This window comes from Pseudomonas sp. o96-267 (genome assembly GCF_003935465.1).
Taxonomy (GTDB): domain Bacteria; phylum Pseudomonadota; class Gammaproteobacteria; order Pseudomonadales; family Pseudomonadaceae; genus Aquipseudomonas; species Aquipseudomonas sediminis.
Window position 1 is genome coordinate 35,108 of sequence record NZ_RHQP01000005.1, and the last position, 24,407, is coordinate 59,514.

The following is a 24,407-nucleotide window of genomic DNA, read 5'->3' on the forward strand; positions in this document are numbered from 1 at the left end:
GTGCGCACCGGGGTATCAGCCTTCGATACGCGAACGAAACAATTCCTGATGCTCGCGGCACTGCTTGGCCGCCAGCAGGAACACGCCGTGCCCGCCACGCTGGAAGTCCAGCCAGGTGAAGTCCACTTCCGGGTAAAGCGCTTCGACATGCACCTGGCTGTTACCCACCTCGACGATCAGCACACCACGCTCGGTCAGGTGATCGGCCGCTTCAGCCAGCATGCGTCGCACCAGATCCAGTCCATCAGCACCGCAGGCGAGGCCCATCTCCGGCTCGTGCTGGTATTCGGCCGGCATGTCGGCGAAATCCTCGGCGTCGACATAAGGCGGGTTGGAGACGATCAGGTCGAAACGCTGCCCTGGCAACCCGGCGAAGCCGTCGCCCTGCACGCAGTAGACGCGATCCTCCAGGCCGTGGCGCTCGATGTTGAGGTTGGCCACTTCCAACGCGTCGAACGACAGATCGCCCAGCACCACTTCCGCTTCGGGGAATTCGTAGGCACAGGCGATACCGATGCAGCCGGAGCCGGTACACAGGTCGAGAATGCGCGCCGGTTCGGTCGGCAGCCAGGGGGCGAAATGACGGTCGATCAGCTCGGCAATCGGCGAACGCGGCACCAGCACGCGCTCATCGACGACGAAGGGCAAACCGCAGAACCAGGCTTCGCCGAGCAGGTAGGCGGTGGGCACACGCTCTTCGATGCGGCGCTTGAGCAATGCCTGCAAGTGGGCATGCTCGTCGTCTTCCAGGCGGCAATCGAGGTAGGCGTCGGAAATTTCCCAGGGCAGGTGCACCGCGCCAAGCACCAACTGGCGCGCCTCGTCCCAGGCATTGTCGGTGCCGTGGCCGAAAAAAAGTTGCTCGGCCTGAAAACGGCTGACGGCCCAGCGGATGTAATCACGCAGGGTGCGTAAACGGGTAGTGAGAGCAGTCACGGGCGGCCTCCGGGTGAAAAGTGCGGAAGTTTAGCCCAGTGCGGGTGGCTAGCGCATGAATGGCAGGTTAACGAATGCTCATAACCGCTCGCGCTTCTTGCGCAGCGCATCGTCATCAGGACGGCGTAGCTCGCGCAGAACGGCGATGGCCACAGCGATGGAGAACAACAGCCAGAAATGCGGTGAATATTGCGACAAAAGTGACATGGCAACTCCTTTTGCGTACGACCCTGAGTCCTTCAGGGCAGTTCCGATTCTGCGCCGGCAAAATGCTCCGAGCAAGCCTTGGCGCAGATAGAGGTTCACAGAGCGCTCTGGCAAGCGGACAATGGCACATTATCACCATCAGCCAGGAGCCCGAGATGTCCCATCCGCAAACCATGTTCCAGCTCACCGGTCGTGGCCACGCGCCGGCCAGCCTGAACAATGCGACCCTGCTGATCATCGACGCTCAGGAAGAATACCGCAGCGGCGTGCTTGCGCTGCCGGGCCTGGACCCTGCATTGGCCGAGATCGCCAACCTGCTGGCAGCGGCGCGCAGCGCCGGTGCCGACATCGTTCACGTCAAGCACCTCGGCATTCCCGGCGGCCTGCTCGACCCCAGCGGCCCGCGCGGTCGTCACCTGCCGGAAGCGGCCCCGCTGGCTGGCGAGATCGTCGTTGAAAAACGCCTGCCCAATGCCTTTGCCGGTACCGAGCTGCATGATCGCCTGCAGGCACTCGGCCACCTGGACCTGATCGTCTGCGGCTTCATGACCCATTCCAGCGTCAGCACCACCGTTCGCGCCGCCAAGGACTATGGCTACCGCTGCACTCTGGTCGACGCTGCCTGCGCTACCCGCGACCTGCCCGCACCAGATGGCAGCGTGATTGCCGCCGCCGAAGTGCATCGCATCGAGATGATCGCTCTGGGCGATAACTTCGCCACCCTGGTACCGAACGCCAAGTCGCTGGTGTGAAAGCGGTAGCAGTCTTGCCAGTGCAGCGGAACCTGAGTGCGACCAGCCGGTCATACCGCCGATAAACCAAAGGAAATCGGAATGAAGCTGTCCGACGATTTCGATGCACGCCGCCTGCGCCCGCGCCAGCCGAGAAACTGGCGCCTGCGTATCGGAGCCGGCCTGGGCGCCCTGCTCGCAGCCTTCGGTATCCTCCTGGCGATGGCCGGCGTCGCCTCGCTGGCGGGTCGTGCGCCAGTGCTGGGCGCGCTAAACGATTCCACCGGCGAGGCTATCGTCCTGCTGTTATTCGGTCTGTTCCTGCTGTGGGCCGGCATCGCCTTCTGGCGTCGCTGCCGCAGACGTCTGCGTCGCCCCAGCGATTTGAGCCTGTCGCCATCGCTGATGAAAAAGCGCGACTGACCACCCGAAGACAGCCCCCGACAACTTTAGGAGCTGGCTTGCCAGCGATGCTTTTCGCTGATCGCGCCTGACAATCCTGCACCTACAAATTCGTCTTTCTACGCTTACACCGCTGGCATTTAGGTAAAATGCCAGCCTGTTTCGTGGAGCCACCGATGCAAGACGACGACTTTTCCCTGTTCCAGGCCGAGCTGCGCGGCGTCAAGCCGCTCAAGCACGACCGCGCCGATACCGGCAAACCCAAAACTGATCGTAAACAGTTCAACACCCTGCGCCAGGCTGCGACCATCAGCCAGGGCGAGATCAAGGTGGATGGCCTGTCTGATCAGTTCGTCATCGACGTGGGCGCCGAAGACCCGCTGTACTGGGCTGGTAACGGCGTGCAGGACGGCCAGATGCGCAAGCTCAAGCTGGGCCAGATCCCCTTCGACGGCAGCCTCGACCTGCACGGTATGAGCGTTGAGAAGGCGCGTGACACACTGTGGGAGTTTCTTGCCGAAGCCACCAAGCTGGAGATCCGCTGCGTGCGCGTCACCCACGGCAAGGCGGTCCGCATGGACGGGCGCAAGCCGATGATCAAGAGCCACGTGAACACCTGGCTACGTCAGCACCCGCAAGTACTGGGCTTCAGCTCCTGCTTGGCCAAACACGGCGGTACTGGCGCGGTGTACATCATCCTCAAGCGCACCATGATGGATGGTCGCGACGAGTAATCAGAGAATCTGGCACTCTTGCCAGGCCCCTGTCGGCGCCCTACCCTGCGCCCATTCGATACCCAACAGGATTTTCCATGTCCCTGGAACAACAGTACACCGCGATCCTTGGCAAACTGGGCGAGGATGTCTCTCGCGAAGGCCTGCTGGACACGCCCAAGCGCGCCGCCAAGGCCATGCAGTATCTCTGCCGTGGCTACCAGCAGACGCTGGAAGAGGTCACCAATGGCGCGCTGTTCAGCTCCGACAACAGCGAGATGGTGCTGGTGAAGAACATCGAGCTGTACTCGCTGTGCGAGCATCACTTGCTGCCGTTCATCGGCAAGGCGCATGTCGCCTACATTCCCAACGGCAAGGTGCTGGGCCTGTCCAAGGTGGCGCGTATCGTCGACATGTACGCACGCCGCCTGCAGATACAGGAAAACCTCAGCCGGCAGATCGCCGAAGCGGTCGAGCAGGTCACTGGCGCCCTCGGTGTGGCGGTGGTCATCGAAGCGCAGCACATGTGCATGATGATGCGCGGCGTGGAGAAGCAGAATTCCTCCATGGTCACCTCGGTGATGCTCGGCGAATTCCGCAGCAACCCGGCGACCCGCGGCGAATTCCTCAATCTGGTTCGTTGAGCCAATTCTCAGACGACGGCCGCTCACTTCGGTGAACGGCCGTCGGCATTTCAGGAGTTAGAAACATGTTGCTCAAAGCCCTTCGTATCGGCCTGGGTCAGCTCGTCGTGCTCGTCGACTGGATCAGCCGCCCGCGCAAGCTCAAGCGCAGCCCCGAAGCGCAGGCCGAGGTCGAGCGCGCCACGGCCAACCTGGCGCTCTACCAGTTCCACGCCTGCCCGTTCTGCGTCAAGGTACGCCGCAATATGCACCGCCTGAACCTGCCGGTGCAGTTGCGCGACGCCAAGAACGATGCTGAACATCGTCAGGCGCTGGAGCAGCACGGCGGCCGCATCAAGGTGCCGTGCCTGCGCATCGAGGAAAACGGCCAGAGCACCTGGTTGTACGAGTCGAAGGCGATCATCGCCTACCTGGATCAGCGCTTCGCTGGTTGAGCCAAGCTTTCCGCAGGAGCCGCTTTTGAGTAAAGGATCGCCGGCAAGCCGGCTCCTACAGGTTCAGAATTCGGCACCTGAACTTCGTCCAGTCCTGCTGACTCTCGAGCGATCCGGCACTGGTTTTCGCGGCTGAAGCCGCTCCTACAAGATCGGCGTATCTTCGCCTGTTTCTGTAGGAGCGAGCTTTGCTCGCGAACAGCTCCCTAGAGGTCGATGCCGTAAGCCTTGAGCTGGTCGAGGAACTGCGCTTCGTCCAGTACCTTCACCCCCAGCTCGCTAGCCTTGGCCAGCTTCGAACCGGCACCCGGCCCTGCGACGACGCAATGGGTCTTGGCCGACACCGAACCAGCCACCTTGGCGCCCAAGCTCTCCAGCTTTTCCTTGGCCACGTCGCGGCTCATCACTTCCAGGGTGCCGGTGAGCACCCAGGTCTGGCCGGCCAGGGGCAGGCCTTCAGCGACTTTCTTCTCGCTTTCCCAGTGCATGCCGAAATCGCGCAGTTGCTGCTCGATGGCACGGGCAAGAACCTGATTATCTGGATTAGCAAAGAATGCTCGCAAAGACTGCTTGGCCTTCTCGTTCACCCCTGACAAGGTGTTCAACTTCAGCCATTGCCCGTCGGCATCCTTGTCGATCAGCCTCGCTACCTCGATCAGTGCATCTAAGGTTTTGAAGCGCTCCGCCAACTTCTGAGCCGCTCCGGGGCCGACACCTGGAATATTCAGCTTGTCGAGCATGCCCCCAAGGGTGGCGACGGCCGAAAACTCGGCGCTCAGTTCTCCCTCCTCCTGCAGTTCGAGGCCGCATTCGCCCAATAAGGCGCTGATCACCTGCTGGTTGTGCGCGTCCTCGAAGAAGCTGTGGATCTCGTGCGCGACTTCCAGACCAATGTCCGGCAAGTAGGTCAGCACCTGTGGCAGCGCCTTGCGCACGCGCTCCAACGAGGCCAGAGAGCGCGCCAGCACCTTGGCGGTTTCCTCGCCTACATCGGGAATACCTAGGGCGTAGATAAAGCGCGCCAGGGTCGGCCGCTTGCTGTCCCTGATGGCCGCCAGCAACTTGTTGCTGGACACCTCGGCGAAGCCTTCCAGACCGATGATCTGCTCGAAGGTCAGTTTGTACAGGTCGGCTGGCGACGCGATCAGCTTCTCGTCCACCAGTTGCTCGATGGTCTTGTCGCCGAGGCCTTCGATATCCATGGCGCGACGCGAGACGAAGTGGATGATCGCCTGCTTGAGCTGCGCCTGACAGCTCAGGCGACCGACGCAGCGATACACCGAACCTTCGCTGAGCGACTCCTTGCCCTTGCTGCGCTTGACCAGTTGTGTGCGCTCCACGGCTGAACCGCACACAGGGCATTGCTCGGGGATATGCACCGGGCGCGCATTATCCGGGCGACGCTCGGGCACCACCGCCATCACCTGCGGGATCACGTCGCCAGCACGGCGGATGATCACCGTGTCGCCGATCATCACGCCGAGGCGCGCCACCTCATCCATGTTGTGCAGGGTTGCATTGGCCACCATCACTCCAGCCACCTTGACCGGATTTAGGCGCGCCACCGGCGTCACCGCGCCGGTACGCCCGACTTGGAATTCCACGTCGAGCAGCTCGGTCAGCTCTTCCTGCGCCGGGAACTTGTGGGCGATGGCCCAGTGCGGCGTACGGGCGCGGAAGCCCAGCTGTTGCTGGTCCTCGATGTTATTGACCTTGAACACCACGCCATCGATGTCATAGGCCAGGCTCATACGTCGCTGACCGATATCGCGGTAGTAATCCAGGCAGGCCTCGACGCCCTTCGCCAGCTTCAGTTCGCGGCTGATGGGTACGCCCCAGGCTTTCAGCTGCTGCAACATGGCCACCTGGGTCCCCGGCAGTTCGCCGCTAACCTGGCCGACGCCGTAGCAGCAGAACTCCAGCGGGCGGCTGGCGGTGATCTTCGGATCGAGCTGGCGCAGGCTGCCGGCAGCGGCGTTACGCGGGTTGGCGAAGGTCTTGCCGCCGCTATCGGCCTGGCGTGCGTTGAGCTCCTCGAAGCCGGACTTGGGCATGAACACCTCGCCACGCACCTCCAGCACCTGCGGCCAGCCCTCGCCCTGCAGCTTGAGTGGCACGTTGCGGATGGTGCGCACGTTGCTGGTGATATCTTCGCCGGTGCTGCCATCGCCACGCGTAGCACCGCGCACCAACTGGCCATTCTCGTAACGCAGGCTGACGGCCAGGCCGTCGAGCTTGGGTTCGCAGCTGTATTCGATCTCGGCGCCGCCGCCGAACAGATCACCGCCCGGCACGCCAAGGCCGTTCTGCACACTGCGGTCGAAGGCACGCAGGTCGTCTTCCTCGAAGGCGTTGCCCAGGCTAAGCATCGGCACTTCATGACGCACCTCGCCGAAGGCGCTGAGGGCTTCACCGCCGACGCGCTGGGTCGGCGACTCCGGCGTAACCAGCTCAGGGTGATCTGCTTCCAGCGCCTGCAGTTCGCGGAACAGGCGATCGTACTCGGCGTCGGGTACGCTCGGCTCGTCCAGCACGTAGTAACGGTAGTTGTGCGCGTCCAGTTCGTTGCGCAGTTCGGAAATACGTTGGGCGGCGTCGGTCATGCTCGGTCTCTCAAACGAAAAGAGCAGCCTCGGCTGCTCTTTTGCAATGCACTGATGTTTCAGCGTTTCTGGGTCAGCTGCCGGCGCTCGAATTCGACGATGCGCTGGCGATAGTGTTCGATGGTTTGCGCAGTCATCACGCTGCGCTGGTCATCCTTCAGCTCGCCGCCCAGTTCGTGGGCCAGCTTGCGCGCGGCAGCGACCATCACGTCGAAGGCCTGCTTGGGATGACGCGGGCCAGGCAGGCTGAGGAAGAAGCTCACCGCGCGAGTGCTGAAGCCTTCGATGTCGTCCAGATCGAAGGTACCCGGCTTGAGAGCGTTGGCCATGGAGAACAGCACCTCACCATTGCCAGCCATGCTTTCGTGACGATGGAAAATATCCATCTCGCCGAAGCGCAGGCCACTTTCGAGGATGTTCTGCAGCAGAGCCGGGCCCTTGAAACCGAAATCATCGCGGGCGACCACGTTGATCACCAGCACCTCTTCCACCGGCGCGGCATCAGCGGCTGGCTTGGCGGCTTTTTTTGGCTCGACGGGTTCGTCATCGACCGGATTGAGCAGAGTCGGCACCGGCTCATCGACGGCCAGGTTGAGGTCTCCTTGCTGCGGTTCGTTGCGTGGACGACGCGGCAGATCCTTGGCAGTCATCGACGGCAGTTCGTCTTCGTCCAGCTGCGGCTCGTGGTCGCGATTGACCACACGCGGCGGGCTGAGAAGGTCCGGGTCACTGTCGTCATCAGGCATGTTGGCGAAGCTGCGGTCGAGCTTGAACTTGAGCCTGCCCTTGCCACCGCGCATACGGCGCCAGCCGTCGAAAAGAATGCCAGCGATAACGATGATGCCAATAACGATCAGCCACTCGCGCAGACCGAATTCCATGAAATACCTGACCCTTAATAATTCTGGTGAAAAAAAGATCCAATCAACCGGATCACAACTCAACTATAAAACGCGACGCCAACTTGATGTTCTATCTGACGTTTTCCGCGTGTAACAAAAGTGGGCAATAAGCTAGCACGACGAAAGGCAACTTTACACAGGGAGCCACATAAGGTTTTGCCTATATTCAGTTAATCTCGCGGCGCTCTGCCATCACGCCTCCACCATCGCTAGCGCCTCCTCGACATCCACCGCCACCAGGCGCGAACAACCCGGCTCGTGCATGGTAACCCCCATCAGTTGGTCGGCCATTTCCATGGCGATCTTGTTGTGGGTGATGTAGATGAACTGCACCGTCGCCGACATCTCCTTGACCAGCCGCGCATAGCGCCCGACGTTGGCGTCGTCCAGCGGTGCATCCACTTCGTCCAACATGCAGAACGGCGCCGGATTGAGCTGGAAGATGGAAAACACCAATGCCAAAGCGGTCAACGCTTTCTCTCCACCGGAGAGCAAATGAATGGTGCTGTTCTTCTTGCCCGGGGGCCGCGCCATGATGGTTACACCGGTATCGAGTAAATCTTCGCCGGTGAGTTCCAAATAAGCGTTGCCGCCACCGAAAACTTTTGGAAAGAGCGCCTGCAAACCGCCATTGATCTGATCGAAGGTGTCCTTGAAACGATTGCGCGTTTCCTTGTCGATCTTGCGGATGACGTTCTCCAGGGTTTCCAGCGCCTCGACCAGGTCGGCGTCCTGAGCATCCAGATAGCGCTTGCGCTCGGACTGCTGCTGATACTCGTCGATAGCCGCCAGGTTGATCGGCCCGAGACGAGCAATACGCGCGGCCATGCGCTCCAGCTCTTCTTCCCAGGCGCTTTCCGTGGCCTCGGCCGGCAGCGTGGCGATCACCCCGTGCAGGTCGTAATTGTCCTCGGCGAGCTGGTCGGCCAACGCCTTGCGCCGTACGTTGAGCGACTGCCAATCCATGCGCTGCTGCTCCAGCTGGCTGCGCAGCAGTTGCGCCTGCTGCTCGGCCTGGGTGCGGCGTTTCTCGGCATCACGCAACTCACGATCGGCATCTTCCAGCGCCAAACGCGCCTGACGCAGCTCGTCGTCCACCGCCATGCGCCGCTCGAGAAGCTCTTCGAGCTTGATACGCAGCTCTTCCAGCGGCGCCTCGCCCTCTTCCAGATTCAGCGACAACTGCTCGCGCCGCTGATGCAGGCGCTCGGCCTGCATCTCCAGGCGCTCCAGCGCCTGACGGGTGGAATCGTGCTGCGCCTTAAGCGAACCGACGCGCACCGCCAACTGGTGCGCATGATCCTTGTGCTGGCGGGCCTCCTGGCGCACACGGTCGAGGCGCTCGCGCAGGTTGTCGCGGCTGGCCAGCAGGCTTTCGCGCTGCTCGTTATCCAGCGCCATGGCGTCTAGCGCGTCCTGCAATTGCAGGCGCGACTCGCCCAGTTGTTCCTGCTCGATCTCACGCTGCTCGGCGGCCTCCTGCAGCTCGTCCTGCAGACGGCGGCGGCGCAAGCCCAACTGCTCGGCCTTGGCCTGGCTCGCGGACAGCTTGGCTTTCAGCTCAGCCAGCTGGCGCGCCAGTTCCTGGCCCTGACGGCGCTGCTGCTCGCGTTGCTCTTCCTGACGACGTTGATCATCGCGCAGCGCCAGCAGGCGCTCATCCAGTTGCGCCAGGGCCGCTTCACGCTCTTCGCGCTCCAGTTGCAGACGATCCAGCTCCTGGCCACGCGCCAGCACGCCACTGTCGGCTTCAGCAGTACGGCGTACGCGCAGGAAGTGTCGGCCGACCCAGTAGCCGTCGCGGCTGATCAGGCTTTCGCCTTCGGCCAGTTGCGCACGGGCGGCCAGCGCCTGCTCCAGCGATTCCACCGGACGCACACTGGCTAGCCAGGGCGACAGATCATGGCTCGATTCCACCTTATCCAACAGACTGCCGGCGCGGCGGGCACCACCCGCAGCCGGGCTGGCCAAGCGCAGCTCGCCCTGCTCCAGCGCGGAGAAATCCAGGCCGGCGAAATCATCCAGCAGCACGGCCTGCAGGTCGGCACCGAGCACGGTCTCGACCGCTAGCTCCCAACCGGACTCGACGCGCAGGCCTTCGGCCAGACGCGGACGCTGCAGCAGGTTCTGCTCGCGCAGCCACTCGCCAGCGCCCTGCCCCGGATCGAGCGCAGCCTGTTGCAGCGCTTCCAGCGACGCCAGGCGACCGTTCAGACGTTGCAGCTCGCCTTGCGCCTGCTGCTGGGCCTGGCCGGCCTGCTGCAATTCCTCGCGCAGTTGCTGTAGGCGCTCGGCCTGCTGTTCTTCGGCCAGTTGCAGCGCTTCATATTCCAACTCACCGGCAGCGAGCTGTTCGTTCAATTCGAGAATGGCGGCGTCTTCGGGATCGGCCGCCAGTTGCTGCAATTCTTCGTTGAGGCGGCGCTGGCGTTCGGCCAGACGCTCCAGGCTCTGCTCCAGCTGGGCGATGCGCGATTGCTGCACTTCGGCCTGGCGGCGCGGTTCGGCGCTGCGCTGGTTAAAACCGTCCCACTGTTCCTGCCAGCCATGCATGGCGGCTTCGGCCTCTTCCAGGCTGGCGGCGGACTCCTCGGCAGCGGCCGCGGTCATCTCCTGCTCAGGCAGGAGCATCTCCAGCTCTTCGCCCAGGATGGCCAGCAAGGTTCGGTCGTGCCCCAGGTGCGATTCGGTTTCCAGGCGCGCCTTTTCCGCTTCGCGCAAATCGTCCTGCAATTGGCGCAGGCGCTGCTGGCCGTGCTGGATGCTCTGCTCGACGCGGGCGATATCGCCGCCCACCGAGTAGAAACGGCCCTGAACCAGATTGAAGCGTTCCGACAATTCGTGATGGCCGTCGCGCAGGCGCTCGATGCTGGCATCGGCACTGCGCTGCTCAGCCACCAGGGCCTCGAAGGCCACTTCCTGATCACCGATCACCTGCTCGCGACTGCCGACCTGCTGGTTCAGGGTCTGCCAGCGCAGGGCCAGCAGTTGTGCCTTGAGCTGGCGCTCCTCGGCCTTGTATTCCTGGTACTTCTCCGCCGCCTGGGCCTGGCGGTGCAGGCGCTCGAGCTGGCGCTCCAGCTCTTCGCGCAGGTCGGTCAGGCGTGCCAGGTTTTCCTGGGTGCGGCGAATGCGGTTCTCGGTCTCGCGGCGGCGCTCCTTGTACTTGGAGATGCCGGCGGCTTCCTCGATGAAGTTGCGCAGCTCCTCGGGCTTGGCCTCGATCAGCTTGCTGATCATGCCTTGCTCGATGATCGAGTAGCTGCGCGGCCCCAGGCCGGTACCGAGGAAGATATCGGTGATATCGCGGCGCCGACACTTGGTGCCGTTGAGGAAATAGGTGTTCTGAGCGTCGCGGGTGACCCGGCGGCGAATGGAAATTTCGGCGAAGGCGGCGTACTCGCCCACCAGCGAATTATCGCTGTTATCGAAGATCAGTTCGATGGAGGCCTGAGTCACCGGTTTACGGGTGTTGGAGCCGTTGAAGATGACGTCGGTCATCGACTCGCCACGCAGGTTCTTCGCCGAGCTTTCGCCCATCACCCAGCGCACGGCGTCGATGATGTTCGATTTGCCGCAACCGTTGGGCCCGACCACCGCCGCCATGTTGCTGGGAAAGCTTACCGTCGTCGGATCGACGAAGGACTTGAAGCCCGCCAGCTTGATGCTCTTAAGGCGCATCTGGGCTTAGCGCTCGGCCAAAGTCGCCAGCACCAGCTGGCAGTTGTGCTCGCCATAGGCCTGCAGCACCTCGCGGGCGCTCACGGGGTCGCGGGCGATGATCGCCTGCAGCAGGCTGGCGAAGGTATTCATGAACTGGCCCATCTCGCCTTTGCGCCGCTCCAGCGCCAGGTGGTAGGTGCGGCTGATGGCCGGCAGCAAATTCTCCAGGGTTTCCTGCAGATAAGGGTTGTCGGCGAAGGGAAAGGCAGCGCGCATCACGTCGAAGCTGTTCTCGACAAAGGCGCCGATATCACCGCGCTCCAGGCTGGCCAGCAGGCGCTGCTGGATATCGATGAAAGGCGCCAGGTCGGTTTCCACCTTCCAGCGCTCGATCACCGCGCGCGCCAGCATGATGTAGAGCTCGATGCTCAGCGCATAGAGGCTGGTGACGTGGTGCGGGGTCAGTTCACTGACCTGGGCACCGCGGCGCGGAAGGATCACGATCAGATGACGGCGCTCGAGAATCAGTAGCGCTTCGCGTACCGAACCACGACTGACGTTAAGGGCCTGGGTGACTTTCTGCTCCTGAATGCGCTCACGTTCCTTGAGCTCACCGCGAATGATGCGTTCGGCCAGGTAATGCGCGATTTGCTCGGCGAGGCTGTCCGGGGCCTTGAACGTCATGACATTCCTTATTTACGTCGATCCAGGGGCAGGCGGTCGAGTCTGGGAGCCCCGCCACGGCTGGGCGGGAGCAAGAAAATCTGGCGGCAAGTGTACCACAGGGCGTTACCGGGCCAAGCTCCGCTATCAGGTGCTGCATCACGCCTACAGCGAACCATAACGCGCGCTCCACGCGCCCGGCTAAGCCCTTGGAGAGCACCAACTGAGTGAGTCGCAGCTGGCTGGAGCCCCTCGTTCGAGCACACCCGATGCCTCCTGCAACGCAAGCTTGCGGGCTTCATATTGCAGTGTGGCTGCGGTCGCGCACACCTGCTGCTCCGCGAAAAGCCTCACTGCGTAAAGCCCAGACGGCCCCGCGACACCCTGCGAAAGACCCGCAGCAGAGCGCTCGCTGGCACGAAACCCGCTACGCTCAGGGCATGAATCCAGCCCGCCGCGCTCATAACCGAAACGCATGACAAGCAGCTGACCACCAGGTCAAATATTTGTTGACCCAAAAGTCAGAAAACTCTAGATTGCCTCCATGGCCAATCACGTCCGGGGCCTTGCAATGCGCGCACATACCCGGCGAGCCACCGATTCATAACAATAAAGTGCCTGGAGGTCGTCCTTGATCCAGTTTTTACTCAACCGGGAGCTGCGCACAGAGCATGCCCTGGACCCCAACGTTACCGTGCTCAACTACCTGCGTGAGCACGTCGGCAAAACCGGAACCAAGGAAGGCTGCGCCTCCGGCGACTGCGGTGCCTGCACCGTGGTGGTGGGCGAGCTCGAGGGCGACCGCGTTCGCTACCGCACCCTCAATTCCTGCCTGACCTTCGTTTCCAGCCTGCATGGCAAGCAACTGATCACCGTCGAAGACCTCAAACACCAGGGCAAGCTGCACAGCGTGCAGCAGGCGATGGTCGACTGCCATGGCTCGCAGTGTGGCTTCTGCACCCCCGGCTTCATCATGTCGCTGTTCGCCTTGCAGAAGAACTCTACCGGGTACGACAAGGGCCAAACCATGGAGGCTCTGGCCGGCAACCTGTGCCGCTGCACGGGCTACCGCCCGATCATCGACGCCGCCGAACAAGCCTGCTGCCAGAAGCAGCCGGATCAGTTCGATGCCTTCGAAAGCGATACCGTGGCCCGACTCAAGTCCATCGCTCCGCGCGAGACGGCCGAGCTCAATAGCGGCGACAAGCGCTGCCTGGTACCGCTAACCGTGGCCGACCTGGCCGATCTCTACGCCGCCAACCCTGAGGCACGCCTGCTTGCCGGTGGCACCGACCTGGCCCTGGAAGTCACTCAGTTCCACCGCGAACTGCCGGTGATGATCTACGTCGGCCATATCGAAGACATGAAGCGCATCGAAGTGACCGACAGCGCCATCGAAATCGGCGCTGCCGCGGCGCTGTCCGACTGCTACGAAGCGCTGTCGCGCGAATACCCGGACTTCGGCGAGCTACTGCACCGTTTCGCCTCCCTGCAGATCCGCAACCAGGGCACCCTGGGCGGCAACATCGGCAACGCTTCGCCCATCGGCGATGCTCCGCCACTGCTGATCGCCCTCGGCGCGCAGATTGCCCTGCGCCAGGGCAACACCCGCCGTATCCTGCCGCTGCAAGACTACTTCCTCGATTACAAGGTGACTGCTCGTCAGGAAGCCGAATTCATCGAGAAGATCATCGTGCCGCGCGCCCAGGCCAACCAGGCGTTCCGCGCCTACAAGGTATCCAAGCGCCTGGACGACGACATCTCCGCCGTCTGCGCGGCCTTCAACCTCACCATCGAAGAGGGTGTGGTCACCGAAGCCTGTATCGCCTTCGGCGGCATGGCCGCCATTCCCAAACGCGCCAGCGCCTGCGAAGCGGCCCTGGTCGGTTCGGCCTGGTATCCGGGCGTGATCGAACGCGCCTGCAACGCACTGGCTGAGGACTTCACCCCGCTGTCGGATTTCCGCGCCAGCAAGGAATACCGCCTGCTCACTGCCCAGACCCTGCTGCGCAAGTTCTTCCTGGAGCAGCAGTCGCCCGAGATCGAAACCCGGGTTACCGCCTACGCGTAAGCGTGCAGTGAATTGATCCGCCGCCGGCGCACCCGGCGGCATGCGAAGTTTTGGAGGCGAAGATGTCCAGTCATATCGAACACAAATCCCAGGAAGAGCTGGCCGCCCTGTTCCGCGCCGGCATGACCAGCGGCGTCGGCCGCAGCGTCAAGCACGAGAGCGCGGACAAGCACGTGTCCGGCGAAGCGGTCTATGTCGACGACCGCCTGGAATTCCCCAATCAATTGCACGTCTACGCACGCCAGTCCGATCGCGCCCATGCGCGCATCGTGCGCATCGACACCAGCCCCTGCTACGAGATTCCGGGGGTGGCCATCGCCATCACCAAGGATGACGTACCGGGCCAGTTGGATATCGGCCCGGTGGTCGCCGGTGACCCGCTGTTGGCCGACGGCAAGGTCGAGTACGTTGGCCAGGTGGTGCTGGCTGTAGCCGCCGACAGCCTGGAAACCGCACGCAAGGCGGCCATGGCTGCCATCGTCGAGTACGAGGACCTGGAGCCGGTGCTCGATGTGGTCGACGCCTACCGCAAGAAGCATTTCGTGCTCGCCAGCCACACCCACCGCATCGGCGATTCGGCCAGCAAGCTGGCCAGCGCCCCACGCCGCCTGCAGGGCACCCTGCATATCGGTGGCCAGGAACACTTCTACCTGGAAACCCAGATTTCCTCGGTGATGCCCACCGAAGACGGCGGCATGCTGGTCTACACCTCGACACAGAACCCCACCGAGGTGCAGAAGCTGGTCGCCGAAGTGCTCGGCGTGCCGATGAACAAGATCGTCATCGACATGCGCCGCATGGGCGGCGGCTTCGGCGGCAAGGAAACCCAGGCAGCCGGCCCGGCGTGCCTGTGCGCAGTGATCGCGCACCTCACCGGCCGGCCGACCAAGATGCGTCTGCCGCGCATGGAAGACATGAGCATGACCGGCAAGCGTCACCCCTTCTACGTGGAGTACGACGTCGGCTTCGATGACGACGGTTTGCTGCACGGCATCGAGATGGACCTGGCCGGCAACTGCGGCTATTCGCCGGACCTGTCCGGCTCCATCGTCGACCGAGCCATGTTCCACTCGGACAACGCCTACTTCCTCGGCAACGCCACCATCAACGGTCATCGCTGCAAGACCAACACCGCTTCGAACACCGCCTACCGCGGCTTCGGCGGCCCACAGGGCATGGTCGCCATCGAGGAAGTGATGGACGCCGTCGCGCGCAGCCTGGGCAAGGACCCACTGGAAGTGCGCAAGACCAACTACTACGGCAAGACCGAGCGCAACGTCACCCACTACCACCAGACGGTGGAGCACAACGTCATCCACGAGATGACCGCCGAGCTCGAGGAAAGCGCCGAGTACGCCAAGCGCCGTCGCGAGATCATCGAGTTCAACCAGAAAAGCCCGGTACTGAAGAAAGGCCTGGCCATGACCCCGGTGAAATTCGGCATCAGCTTCACCGCCACCTTCCTCAACCAGGCTGGCGCGCTGATCCACATCTACACAGACGGCTCGATCCACCTGAACCACGGCGGCACCGAGATGGGCCAGGGCCTCAACACCAAGGTCGCGCAGGTCGTCGCCGAAGTGTTCCAGGTCGATATCGAACGCATCCAGATCACCGCCACCAACACCGACAAGGTGCCCAACACTTCGCCCACTGCAGCCTCCAGCGGCACCGACCTCAACGGCATGGCGGCGAAGAACGCGGCCGAGACCATCAAGCAGCGCCTGGTGGACTTCCTGGTGCGCGAGTACAAGGTCACCCCGGAAGACATCGAATTCCGCAATGGCCAGGTGCGCGTACGCGATCACTTCCTGTCCTTCGAGGAGGTGATCCAGAAGGCCTACTTCGGCCAGGTCTCGCTGTCCTCGACCGGTTTCTATCGCACCCCGAAGATCTACTACGACCGCGACAAGGCGGCTGGCCGTCCCTTCTACTACTACGCCTACGGCGTGGCCTGCGTGGAAGTGCTGGTCGACACCCTGACCGGCGAATACCGCATGCTGCGTGGCGATATCCTGCATGACGTCGGCGACTCGCTGAACCCGGCCATCGACATCGGCCAGGTCGAGGGCGCGTTCGTCCAGGGTATGGGCTGGCTGACCATGGAAGAGCTGGTGTGGAACGCCAAGGGCAAACTGATGACCAACGGCCCGGCCAGCTACAAGATCCCGGCCATCGCCGACATGCCCATCGACCTGCGCGTGAAGCTGGTGGAGAACCGCAAGAACCCGGAAGACACCGTGTTCCACTCCAAGGCAGTCGGCGAGCCGCCGTTCATGCTCGGCATCGCCGCCTGGTGCGCGCTGAAGGACGCGGTGGCCAGCCTGGCCGACTACAAGATGCAACCGCAGATCGACGCCCCGGCCACGCCTGAGCGCGTGCTCTGGGGTGTGGAACAGATGCGCAAACTGAAGGCACAGAGCAAGGCTGCCAGCGCTGCCGAGGTCGAACCGGCCTGACCTGGCGCAGCCTCAGGCTGCCGTGGGAGGGGCTTTAGCCGCGACTGTCGCCGCTGCGACTGCAGGGATGCAGGGATGCAGGAGGTAGAGCGAAGCAGGATGCCCGAGCCGAAAGCGCCTCCCACAGACCTGCGACTGCGAACAAATGATGAATGGGTGTACAACAATGACAAAACACACCGAACCGAATACACCACCCGCTCGCCCGGCACCAGAGCCGATTCTGGCCCCTTCGCCGAGCAACTGGCGCCTGCCGCGCCCGGGACAAACCACGCCTTCCTGGAGGCTGAGCAAATGAGCTGGATCAGCGCCCTCGCCGACCTGCAACAACAAGGTGAAGCCTGCGTGCTGGTGACCATCATCGAGGAACGTGGCTCGACGCCACGTAATGCCGGCTCGAAGATGGTGGTCACCGCCGAACGTATCTTCGAGACCATCGGCGGCGGTCATCTGGAATACAAGGCCATGGAGATGGCGCGCGAGATGCTCGCCAGCCGCAGCCAGGACACCCGCCTGGAGCGTTTCTCTCTTGGCGCCAGCCTTGGCCAATGCTGCGGCGGCGCCACCGTGCTGCTGTTCGAACCCATGGGCCAGCCACAGGCGCAGATCGCCGTGTTCGGCGCCGGTCACGTCGGCCGCGCGCTGGTACCGCTGCTGGCCAGCCTGCCCTGCAAGGTGCGCTGGATCGACTCACGGGAGAACGAATTCCCCGAACACATCCCCGCTGGTGCGCAGAAGATCGTCAACGACGAGGTGGTCGACGAGGTGGAGAGCATGCCGCCTGGTAGCTACTACATCGTCATGACCCACAACCATCAGCTCGATCTGGAGCTGACCGCGGCGATCCTCAAACGCGGCGACTTCGCCTACTACGGCCTGATCGGCTCGAAAACCAAGCGCGTCAAGTTCGAGCATCGCCTGCGCGAACGCGGCTTCGAGGAAACGTTGATGGCACGCATGCGCTGCCCCATGGGCCTGGCCGAAGTGAAAGGCAAACTGCCGGTGGAAATCGCCGTATCCATCGCCGGCGAGGTGATCGCCACCTACAACGCAAGCTTCGGCCAGGACGTGAAGAAAGGCGAATCCAGCGTCGCCAAGCTGCTTCCGGCCTCACGCCGGTCCTGACTCTTGGTGCGCACAGCTCCCCCTACGCAGAGCAAGTCGTAGGGTGCGCCGTGGGCACCAGCTCCCCTTAAATGGTGCGCACGGCGCATCCTACTGATGAGATTTCGAATAATGAGTAACACCCGCAAAGCCTACCGCGCCGCCATCCTGCACAGCCTCGCCGACCCGGCTGTCGTCGGTGTCGAGCAGTCCTACCAGTACTTCGAAGACGGCATTCTGCTGATCGAGAACGGCAAGGTCGCCCAGGTTGGTGCAGCTGCCGAGCTGCTACCCAAGCTGGCCGGCGTCGAGGTCCAGCACTACCGCGATGCGCTGATCACCCCAGGTTTCATCGACACCCATATCCACTACCCGCAGACCGGCATGATCGCCTCCTACGGCGAGCAGTTGCTGGACTGGCTCAACACCTACACCTTCCCCACCGAGAAACAGTTCGAAGACAAGGCGCATGCCAGCGACGTGGCGGCGATCTTCCTCAAGGAACTGTTGCGCAACGGCACCACCACCGCCCTGGTATTCGGCAGCGTGCACCCGCAATCGGTGGATGCCTTCTTCGAGCAGGCGGACAAGCTCAACCTGCGCATGATCGCCGGCAAGGTGCTGATGGATCGCAACGCCCCGGACTACCTGACCGACACCCCCGAAAGCGGCTACGCCGAGAGCAAGGCGCTGATCGAACGCTGGCACGGCAAAGGCCGCCTGCACTACGCCGTCACCCCGCGCTTCGCCCCCACCAGTACACCGGAGCAGTTGGATCTGGCCGGTAAGCTGTTCGGCGAGTACCCGGACCTGTACATGCACACCCACATTTCCGAAAACAAGGCTGAGGTGGCCTGGGTCAAGGAACTGTTCCCTGCGCGCAAGGGCTACCTGGACGTCTACGACCACCACAAGCTGATCGGCCCGCGCGCAGTGTTCGCCCATGGCGTGCACCTGTGCGACGACGAGTGCAAGCGCCTGGCCGAGACCGGCTCGGCTGTCGCCTTCTGCCCGACCTCCAACCTGTTCCTGGGCAGCGGCCTGTTCGACCTGAACAAGCTGGAAGAACATGGCGTGCGCGTCGGTCTCGGCACCGACGTCGGCGGCGGCACCAGCTTCAGCCAGCTGCAATCGCTGAACGAGGCGTACAAGATCATGCAGCTACAGGGCAAGAAGCTCGATCCGTTCAAGTCGCTGTACCTGGCCACCTTGGGCGGCGCCAACGCACTGTATCTTGACGACAAGCTGGGCAACTTCCTGCCCGGCAAGGACGCCGACTTCCTGGTGCTGGACTACAACGCCACGCCGCTGATCAGCTACCGCATGCAGCAGGCCAAGAGCCTGGAGGAGCGCCTGTTCGCCCTGACCATGCTCGGCGATGACCGCACCGTGAAAGAGACCTTCGCCGCCGGTGTATCGGTGCACCAGCGCGATTGAAGACGACGATCTACGCACCTCGTAGGAGCGGATTTATCCGCGATCAGGCTGTAGGCAATGCCCTACAGCATCGCGAATGAATTCGCTCCTACACAAATGCGCTTCACCTCAGCCAGATCATCTCCACAACGAAAAAGCCCCGATGCGCGAGCACCGGGGCTTTCTTGTCACACGCAGTCGATCAGCGATTGGCAGCGCTGCGGCCGGGCTTCTTCTTGGTTTGCAGCAGGTGCGAGAACACCGCGTGCAGGTCGTCCGAGGCACTTTCCTCGTCCAGGTTCAGCTTGCTGTCGATGTGATCCATGTGATGCATCATCAGGTGCACCGCACGCTCGGCATCGCGCGCTTCGATAGCGTCGATCAGCTGATTGTGTTCGTCGTAGGAGCAATGCGAACGGCTGCCGCTTTCGTACTGGGCGATGATCAGCGAGGTCTGCGAAACCAGGCTGCGCTGGAAACTCACCAGCGGCGCATTACGCGCGGCCTCGGCCAGCTTCAGGTGGAATTCGCCGGACAGACGAATACCTGCGCCCCGGTCACCGCGCGAGAAGCTGTCCTGCTCGTCCTTGACCATCTGCCGTAGCTCAGCGAGCTGCTCAGCGGTGGCGTGCTCGACGGCCAGCTCGGTGATGGCACGCTCGACCAGACGGCGCGCATAGAAGATCTGCCGCGCCTCTTCGACGCTCGGGCTGGCCACTACCGCACCGCGGTTCGGGCGCAGCAGTACCACACCCTCGTGGGCCAAACGTGACAGGGCGCGACGAATAATGGTGCGACTGACGCCGAAGATCTCACCCAACGCCTCTTCGCTCAGCTTGGTGCCAGGCGCCAGACGCTGTTCGAGAATGGCATCGAAGATGTGGGCATATACGACATCGTCCTGAGTCCCGCTGCGGCTGCTTTTGCCCACGCGCGGCTGCTTCTTGAGAGGCTGCAATTGATCGTTCATTCTGGCTCGCGTCAATGAGAGTCGGCGACACTGCGACTCTACTGTGTTCTACCCGGTAGCTGACAAGCTCCGAGCGAAAAAACATCAGAAAAAAATTGGGGCAATTGTACACAAGTCAATCAGCCATCACACCACTCGTTGTACGACGTCGTAGCTGAGCATCGTCCGAACCTCAGCCATGGCTCAACCCAGAACAACAAATTCTTTCCTTATATACAGCTGCCCTCTCAGTTCATTAGTGGCTAAGGACCCGCTCAGGTCGACGCACCGACGCTTGATCGGTTACAGCCACCGATCACCCAATAAACATATCTTATTGTTTTATATGAATTTTATTTAATTATCCGAAAGGATTGTCGCCAAATCCGTTCGTTTCTCGATCCGCGCGATCGACTGGTGCGATTAATGCAACACTAAAAACATTAATTGCATTTTTTGTATACAACAGCATAATCGCGCCTGAGTGACTTCTTGACCGCTCGGTCAACAACTTAGCCAGGAAGCACCGTCGAAAACACCGCCTGCCTCAGAGAGCATTGTTCATGCGCAACGCTCTGGGCGGTACACAACAAGAGAGATGAGGAGTACCCGCTGTGGAAAGCGTCAAACAAGAACAACACGCGAATCAACTGGCAAGCGGTGGTCTGCTCGACCGCTTCTTCAAACTGACCGAGCACCGCACCACCATCAAGACCGAGCTGCTGGCCGGCCTGACGACCTTCGTCACCATGGCCTACATCATCTTCGTCAACCCCAACATCATGGCTACCGCCGGCATCGATCATGGCGCGGCCTTCGTCGCCACCTGCATCGGTGCGGCGCTGGGCTGCTTCCTCATGGGCCTGTACGCCAACTGGCCGGTCGGCCTGGCGCCGGGTATGGGCCTGAATGCCTTCTTCACCTACACCGTCGTCGGCGAGATGGGTTACAGCTGGGAGATCGCACTGGGCGCCGTATTCATCTCCGGCGTGCTGTTCATGATCATGAGCCTGTCGAAGATCCGCGAGTGGCTGCTCAACAGCATTCCGATGAGTCTGCGCTTCGCCATGGGTGCCGGGGTCGGCCTGTTCCTCGGCCTGATCGGTCTGAAGACTGCCGGGATCGTCGTCGACAGCCCAGCCACCCTGCTGACCATGGGCTCGTTCGGCAACCCGTCGGCGCTGCTCGCCGCCGTATGCTTCCTGCTGATCGCCGTGCTCAGCCACCGCAATGTGTTCGGCGCCATTCTCTTCAGTATGCTCGGCGTAACCGCCATCGGCTGGGCTCTAGGCCTAGTGGAGTACGGCGGCCTGGTGTCGATGCCGCCGCGCCTGGCGCCGACCTTCCTGGCCATGGACATTGCCGGCGCGTTCAACGTGGCGATGATCAGTGTGATCCTGGCCTTCCTCTTCGTGAACATGTTCGACACCGCCGGCACGCTGATGGGTGTGGCACACCGCGCCAACCTGGTGGATGAAGACGGCAAAATCCAGAACCTGTCCAAGGCGCTGAAAGCCGACTCCACCTCCAGCGTCGTCGGTGCCGTGGTTGGTTGCCCGCCGGTGACCAGCTATGTGGAAAGCGCTGCAGGCGTTGCCGCCGGTGGCCGCACCGGCCTGACGGCCATCACCGTCGGCTTCCTGTTCCTCGCCGCGATGTTCTTCGCCCCACTGGCCGGCATGATCCCCGCCTACGCCACCGCTGGCGCACTGATCTACGTGGCGATGCTGATGATGAGCGGCATGGCGCACATCGACTGGAAGGACCATACCGACACCATCCCGGCCATCGTCACCGTGGTGATGATGCCGTTGACCTTCTCCATCGCCAACGGCATCGCTCTGGGCTTTCTGACCTACGCCACGCTGAAGCTGCTGACCGGTCAGAGCGACAAGGTATCGCTGAGCCTGTACGCCCTGTGCATCATTTTCATCGCCAAGTTCGCCTTCCTCTGACGACTAACACCAGGCGCTGAACGAACCCCCGGCCTTGGTGCCGGGGTTTTCGTTTGTCTCGGTAACGGCAGGCACGCGAGCCGCAAGCACGTCGCCAGCCCGTTCCCGGACTACGCAACGAAGACGCTCGGCAGGGTGCGCCGCCCATCACGCTGTTCGTAATAGGCGCCCCACCGATGGGCCGTGTGATGGCTCACCCAGCAACAGCACCCCGAAATACAGGCGAAAAAAAGCCCGCAGTGTGAGCGGGCGTAAGGACTCAAACGAGTCTGAGGGTGACAAGCATTCGTCTGGCAGGCGCCTGGCCTGCCAGTCACTCAGCTACCGCGATAGGTGGAGTAGCTGTAAGGGGAAATCAGCAGCGGCACGTGGTAGTGCTCCTGGCCGGCATCGATGCCGAAACGCAGGACGACCACGTCGAGGAAGGCCGTATCAGGCAGTTTCACGCCACGGGCGCGGTAGTAGTCGCCGGCGTGGAAGTGCAGCTGGTAGACGCCCGTGCGGTAGTCATCACCCTGCAAAACCGGCGCATCGCAACGGCCGTCGTGGTTGGTGGTAACGCTGTTGATCAGCTCCAGCTGCGCGCCTTCGACGCGATACAGCTCGACCTTGATGTCACTCCCTGGGCAGCCGTGTGCGGCATCCAGTACATGTGTAGTCAAACGTCCCATGGGTCTCGGATGCCCGCGGCGCCTGGCGCCCTACGAACACCACACCTCCTCTACTCTGTTGAAATCGGCTCGTCGCAATGCTCCGACGCAATCGCAGGATAGCATGCAGATCTAATATAAAACACTTTACGCACAAATTGTACACAATAATTCCAATGCAGGCGCTGTCGGTGCACCAAACAGGCTCATCGCCCACATCGGCGCACACCAGCAACTACGCCATCGGCCGCATGAATTGCTGACCAGTTCGGCAATTTTCCAGGCGAGGCGCACACTGAATAAAATGATGAAAAGTCGATTTACAAACGGCGACTAACTTTGTATACAATTGCTCATCCCGGTCGCGTAGCCGTCGATTACCCGGCACGCAGTGACCGCAACGTTACAGATAGGAAGACTGCAGTGAACGCTGATTACCCACGCGATTTGATCGGCTACGGCGCAAACCCTCCCCACCCGCACTGGCCGGGCGATGCCCGCATCGCCCTGTCCTTCGTGCTCAACTACGAAGAAGGCGGTGAACGCAACATTCTTCACGGGGACAAGGAGTCCGAAGCCTTCCTCTCCGAGATGGTCGCCGCTCAGCCGCTGCAGGGTCAGCGCAACCTGTGCATGGAGTCGCTCTACGAGTACGGCAGCCGCACCGGTGTCTGGCGCCTGCTCAACCTGTTCAAGCAACACGACATTCCACTGACCATCTTCGCCGTGGCCATGGCCGCCCAGCGTCACCCGGACGTGATTCGCGAAATGGTCGCTGCCGGGCATGAGATCTGCAGCCACGGCTATCGCTGGATCGACTACCAGAACATGGAAGAAGCCACCGAGCGCGAGCACATGCTCGAGGCCATTCGCATCCTCACCGAGCTGAGCGGCGAACGTCCGCTGGGCTGGTACACCGGTCGTCTGGGCCCGAACACCCGGCGCCTCGTGCGCGAGGAAGGCGGTTTCCTCTACGATTCCGACACCTACGACGACGACCTGCCCTACTGGGACCCGGCCAGCACCGCAGAGAAGCCGCACCTGGTGATCCCCTACACCCTGGACACCAACGACATGCGCTTCACCCAGGTACAGGGCTTCAACAAGGGCGACGATTTCTTCGAATACCTCAAGGATGCCTTCGACGTGCTCTACGCCGAGGGTGAGGCCGGCGCACCGAAGATGCTGTCGATCGGCATGCACTGCCGCCTGCTCGGCCGCCCGGCGCGCCTGGCTTCGCTGGCGCGCTTCATCGACTACGTGAAGAGCCATGACAAGGTCTGGTGCGCCCGCCGTGTCGACATCGCCAGGCACTGGCATGCCACCCACCCCTTCCGCGCGACCGAACAAGAGAACCGCCCATGAGCCGTTTCCAGACCCTGACCCCTTCCCAGCTCAGCCGCGAGGCCTTCGTTGCCGCCTTCGCCGACATCTACGAGCACTCGCCCTGGGTCGCCGAGAAAGCCTATGACCTCGGCCTGGACGAAAGCGTGGACGACATCGACAGCCTGCAACAGCGCATGGCCGATATCCTCCTGTCCGCCAGCCATGAAGCGCAGCTGGCACTGATCAACGCGCACCCGGACCTGGCCGGCAAGGCTGCAGTGCGTGGCGAGCTGACCGCCTCCAGCACCGCCGAGCAATCCGGTGCAGGCATCCACGAATGCACCGCCGAGGAGTTCGCCCGTTTCACCGAACTCAACGACGCCTACAAGGCCAAGTTCGGCTTCCCCTTCATCAAGGCCGTCAAGGGCAGCAACCGTCACCAGATCCTGGCCGCCTTCGAAGAGCGCATTCACAACACGCCGGAGCAGGAATTCGCCACCGCCCTGACCGAGATCAACAAGATCGCCATGTTCCGCCTGCAGCAGCTGTAAGCGCTGCAGTCCCCCACCCGAACAGAAC

Annotated in this window: 20 protein-coding genes; 12 read left to right on the forward strand and 8 right to left on the reverse strand. The window is 62.3% G+C overall.

Annotated elements, in window-relative coordinates; all coding sequences use genetic code 11:
- Window positions 1-15: 15 nt before the first annotated feature.
- Both prmB and EGJ86_RS25275 read right to left on the reverse strand, forming a co-directional pair.
- Window positions 16-936: a 50S ribosomal protein L3 N(5)-glutamine methyltransferase gene (gene prmB / locus EGJ86_RS04600; RefSeq protein ID WP_125834226.1), complete on the reverse strand. Its 921-nt coding sequence runs from the start codon at window positions 934-936 to the stop codon at window positions 16-18.
- 78 nt (window positions 937-1,014) lie between these two features.
- Complete coding sequence (locus EGJ86_RS25275; protein ID WP_256579520.1) at window positions 1,015-1,143, reverse strand: hypothetical protein; 129 nt, start codon at window positions 1,141-1,143, stop codon at window positions 1,015-1,017.
- A gap of 155 nt (window positions 1,144-1,298) precedes the next feature.
- Between EGJ86_RS25275 and EGJ86_RS04605 the strand changes: the two genes are divergently transcribed.
- From EGJ86_RS04605 to EGJ86_RS04625, 5 genes are all read left to right on the forward strand, one after another.
- Window positions 1,299-1,895: a cysteine hydrolase family protein gene (locus EGJ86_RS04605; protein WP_125834227.1), complete on the forward strand. Its 597-nt coding sequence runs from the start codon at window positions 1,299-1,301 to the stop codon at window positions 1,893-1,895.
- 81 nt (window positions 1,896-1,976) lie between these two features.
- The gene (locus tag EGJ86_RS04610) at window positions 1,977-2,297 is read left to right on the forward strand and encodes a hypothetical protein (protein WP_099525452.1); all 321 of its coding nucleotides are present in this window, start codon (window positions 1,977-1,979) and stop codon (window positions 2,295-2,297) included.
- Window positions 2,298-2,452: 155 nt separating this feature from the next.
- On the forward strand, window positions 2,453-3,010 hold the full coding sequence (locus tag EGJ86_RS04615) for a Smr/MutS family protein (RefSeq protein ID WP_125834228.1): 558 nt from the start codon (window positions 2,453-2,455) through the stop codon (window positions 3,008-3,010).
- 77 nt (window positions 3,011-3,087) lie between these two features.
- Window positions 3,088-3,633, forward strand: coding sequence for a GTP cyclohydrolase I FolE (folE, locus tag EGJ86_RS04620; protein WP_125834229.1), 546 nt, complete (start codon window positions 3,088-3,090; stop codon window positions 3,631-3,633).
- Between the two features lie 65 nt (window positions 3,634-3,698).
- Window positions 3,699-4,067: a glutaredoxin gene (locus EGJ86_RS04625; protein ID WP_125834230.1), complete on the forward strand. Its 369-nt coding sequence runs from the start codon at window positions 3,699-3,701 to the stop codon at window positions 4,065-4,067.
- Between the two features lie 206 nt (window positions 4,068-4,273).
- On the opposite strand, the gene ligA is transcribed toward EGJ86_RS04625, so the two are convergent.
- The 4 genes from ligA to EGJ86_RS04645 all read right to left on the reverse strand — a co-directional run bounded on the left by ligA (window position 4,274) and on the right by EGJ86_RS04645 (window position 11,919).
- A complete protein-coding gene (gene ligA / locus EGJ86_RS04630) occupies window positions 4,274-6,670 on the reverse strand; it encodes an NAD-dependent DNA ligase LigA (protein ID WP_125834231.1) in 2,397 nt (798 codons plus the stop codon).
- A gap of 59 nt (window positions 6,671-6,729) precedes the next feature.
- Complete coding sequence (gene zipA / locus EGJ86_RS04635) at window positions 6,730-7,551, reverse strand: cell division protein ZipA (protein ID WP_099525448.1); 822 nt, start codon at window positions 7,549-7,551, stop codon at window positions 6,730-6,732.
- Between the two features lie 213 nt (window positions 7,552-7,764).
- Window positions 7,765-11,253 (reverse strand): chromosome segregation protein SMC, encoded by a 3,489-nt coding sequence (gene smc / locus EGJ86_RS04640; protein ID WP_125834232.1) that lies wholly within the window; start codon window positions 11,251-11,253, stop codon window positions 7,765-7,767.
- A 6-nt stretch (window positions 11,254-11,259) separates the two neighbouring features.
- The gene (locus EGJ86_RS04645) at window positions 11,260-11,919 is read right to left on the reverse strand and encodes a GntR family transcriptional regulator (protein WP_106735237.1); all 660 of its coding nucleotides are present in this window, start codon (window positions 11,917-11,919) and stop codon (window positions 11,260-11,262) included.
- Between the two features lie 610 nt (window positions 11,920-12,529).
- Here EGJ86_RS04645 and xdhA point away from each other — a divergent pair.
- From xdhA to guaD, 4 genes are all read left to right on the forward strand, one after another.
- Complete coding sequence (xdhA, locus tag EGJ86_RS04650; protein WP_125834233.1) at window positions 12,530-13,969, forward strand: xanthine dehydrogenase small subunit; 1,440 nt, start codon at window positions 12,530-12,532, stop codon at window positions 13,967-13,969.
- Window positions 13,970-14,031: 62 nt separating this feature from the next.
- A complete protein-coding gene (gene xdhB, locus EGJ86_RS04655; protein WP_125834234.1) occupies window positions 14,032-16,428 on the forward strand; it encodes a xanthine dehydrogenase molybdopterin binding subunit in 2,397 nt (798 codons plus the stop codon).
- 294 nt (window positions 16,429-16,722) lie between these two features.
- On the forward strand, window positions 16,723-17,553 hold the full coding sequence (gene xdhC, locus EGJ86_RS04660; protein ID WP_125834235.1) for a xanthine dehydrogenase accessory protein XdhC: 831 nt from the start codon (window positions 16,723-16,725) through the stop codon (window positions 17,551-17,553).
- Window positions 17,554-17,664: 111 nt separating this feature from the next.
- A complete protein-coding gene (gene guaD, locus EGJ86_RS04665; protein ID WP_125834236.1) occupies window positions 17,665-18,969 on the forward strand; it encodes a guanine deaminase in 1,305 nt (434 codons plus the stop codon).
- A gap of 181 nt (window positions 18,970-19,150) precedes the next feature.
- Here guaD and EGJ86_RS04670 read toward each other — a convergent pair whose 3' ends face one another.
- Entirely contained in the window at window positions 19,151-19,918 is a 768-nt protein-coding gene (locus tag EGJ86_RS04670; protein ID WP_024307768.1) for a GntR family transcriptional regulator, read from the reverse strand.
- A gap of 593 nt (window positions 19,919-20,511) precedes the next feature.
- Here EGJ86_RS04670 and EGJ86_RS04675 point away from each other — a divergent pair.
- Window positions 20,512-21,852, forward strand: coding sequence for an NCS2 family permease (locus EGJ86_RS04675; RefSeq protein ID WP_125834237.1), 1,341 nt, complete (start codon window positions 20,512-20,514; stop codon window positions 21,850-21,852).
- Between the two features lie 317 nt (window positions 21,853-22,169).
- On the opposite strand, the gene uraH is transcribed toward EGJ86_RS04675, so the two are convergent.
- Entirely contained in the window at window positions 22,170-22,523 is a 354-nt protein-coding gene (gene uraH, locus EGJ86_RS04680) for a hydroxyisourate hydrolase (protein ID WP_003460854.1), read from the reverse strand.
- Between the two features lie 402 nt (window positions 22,524-22,925).
- Between uraH and puuE the strand changes: the two genes are divergently transcribed.
- Complete coding sequence (puuE, locus tag EGJ86_RS04685) at window positions 22,926-23,867, forward strand: allantoinase PuuE (RefSeq protein ID WP_125834238.1); 942 nt, start codon at window positions 22,926-22,928, stop codon at window positions 23,865-23,867.
- On the forward strand, window positions 23,864-24,379 hold the full coding sequence (gene uraD, locus EGJ86_RS04690) for a 2-oxo-4-hydroxy-4-carboxy-5-ureidoimidazoline decarboxylase (protein ID WP_125834239.1): 516 nt from the start codon (window positions 23,864-23,866) through the stop codon (window positions 24,377-24,379). The genes puuE and uraD overlap by 4 nt, the downstream gene beginning before the upstream one ends.
- The last annotated feature ends 28 nt before the right edge of the window (window positions 24,380-24,407 follow it).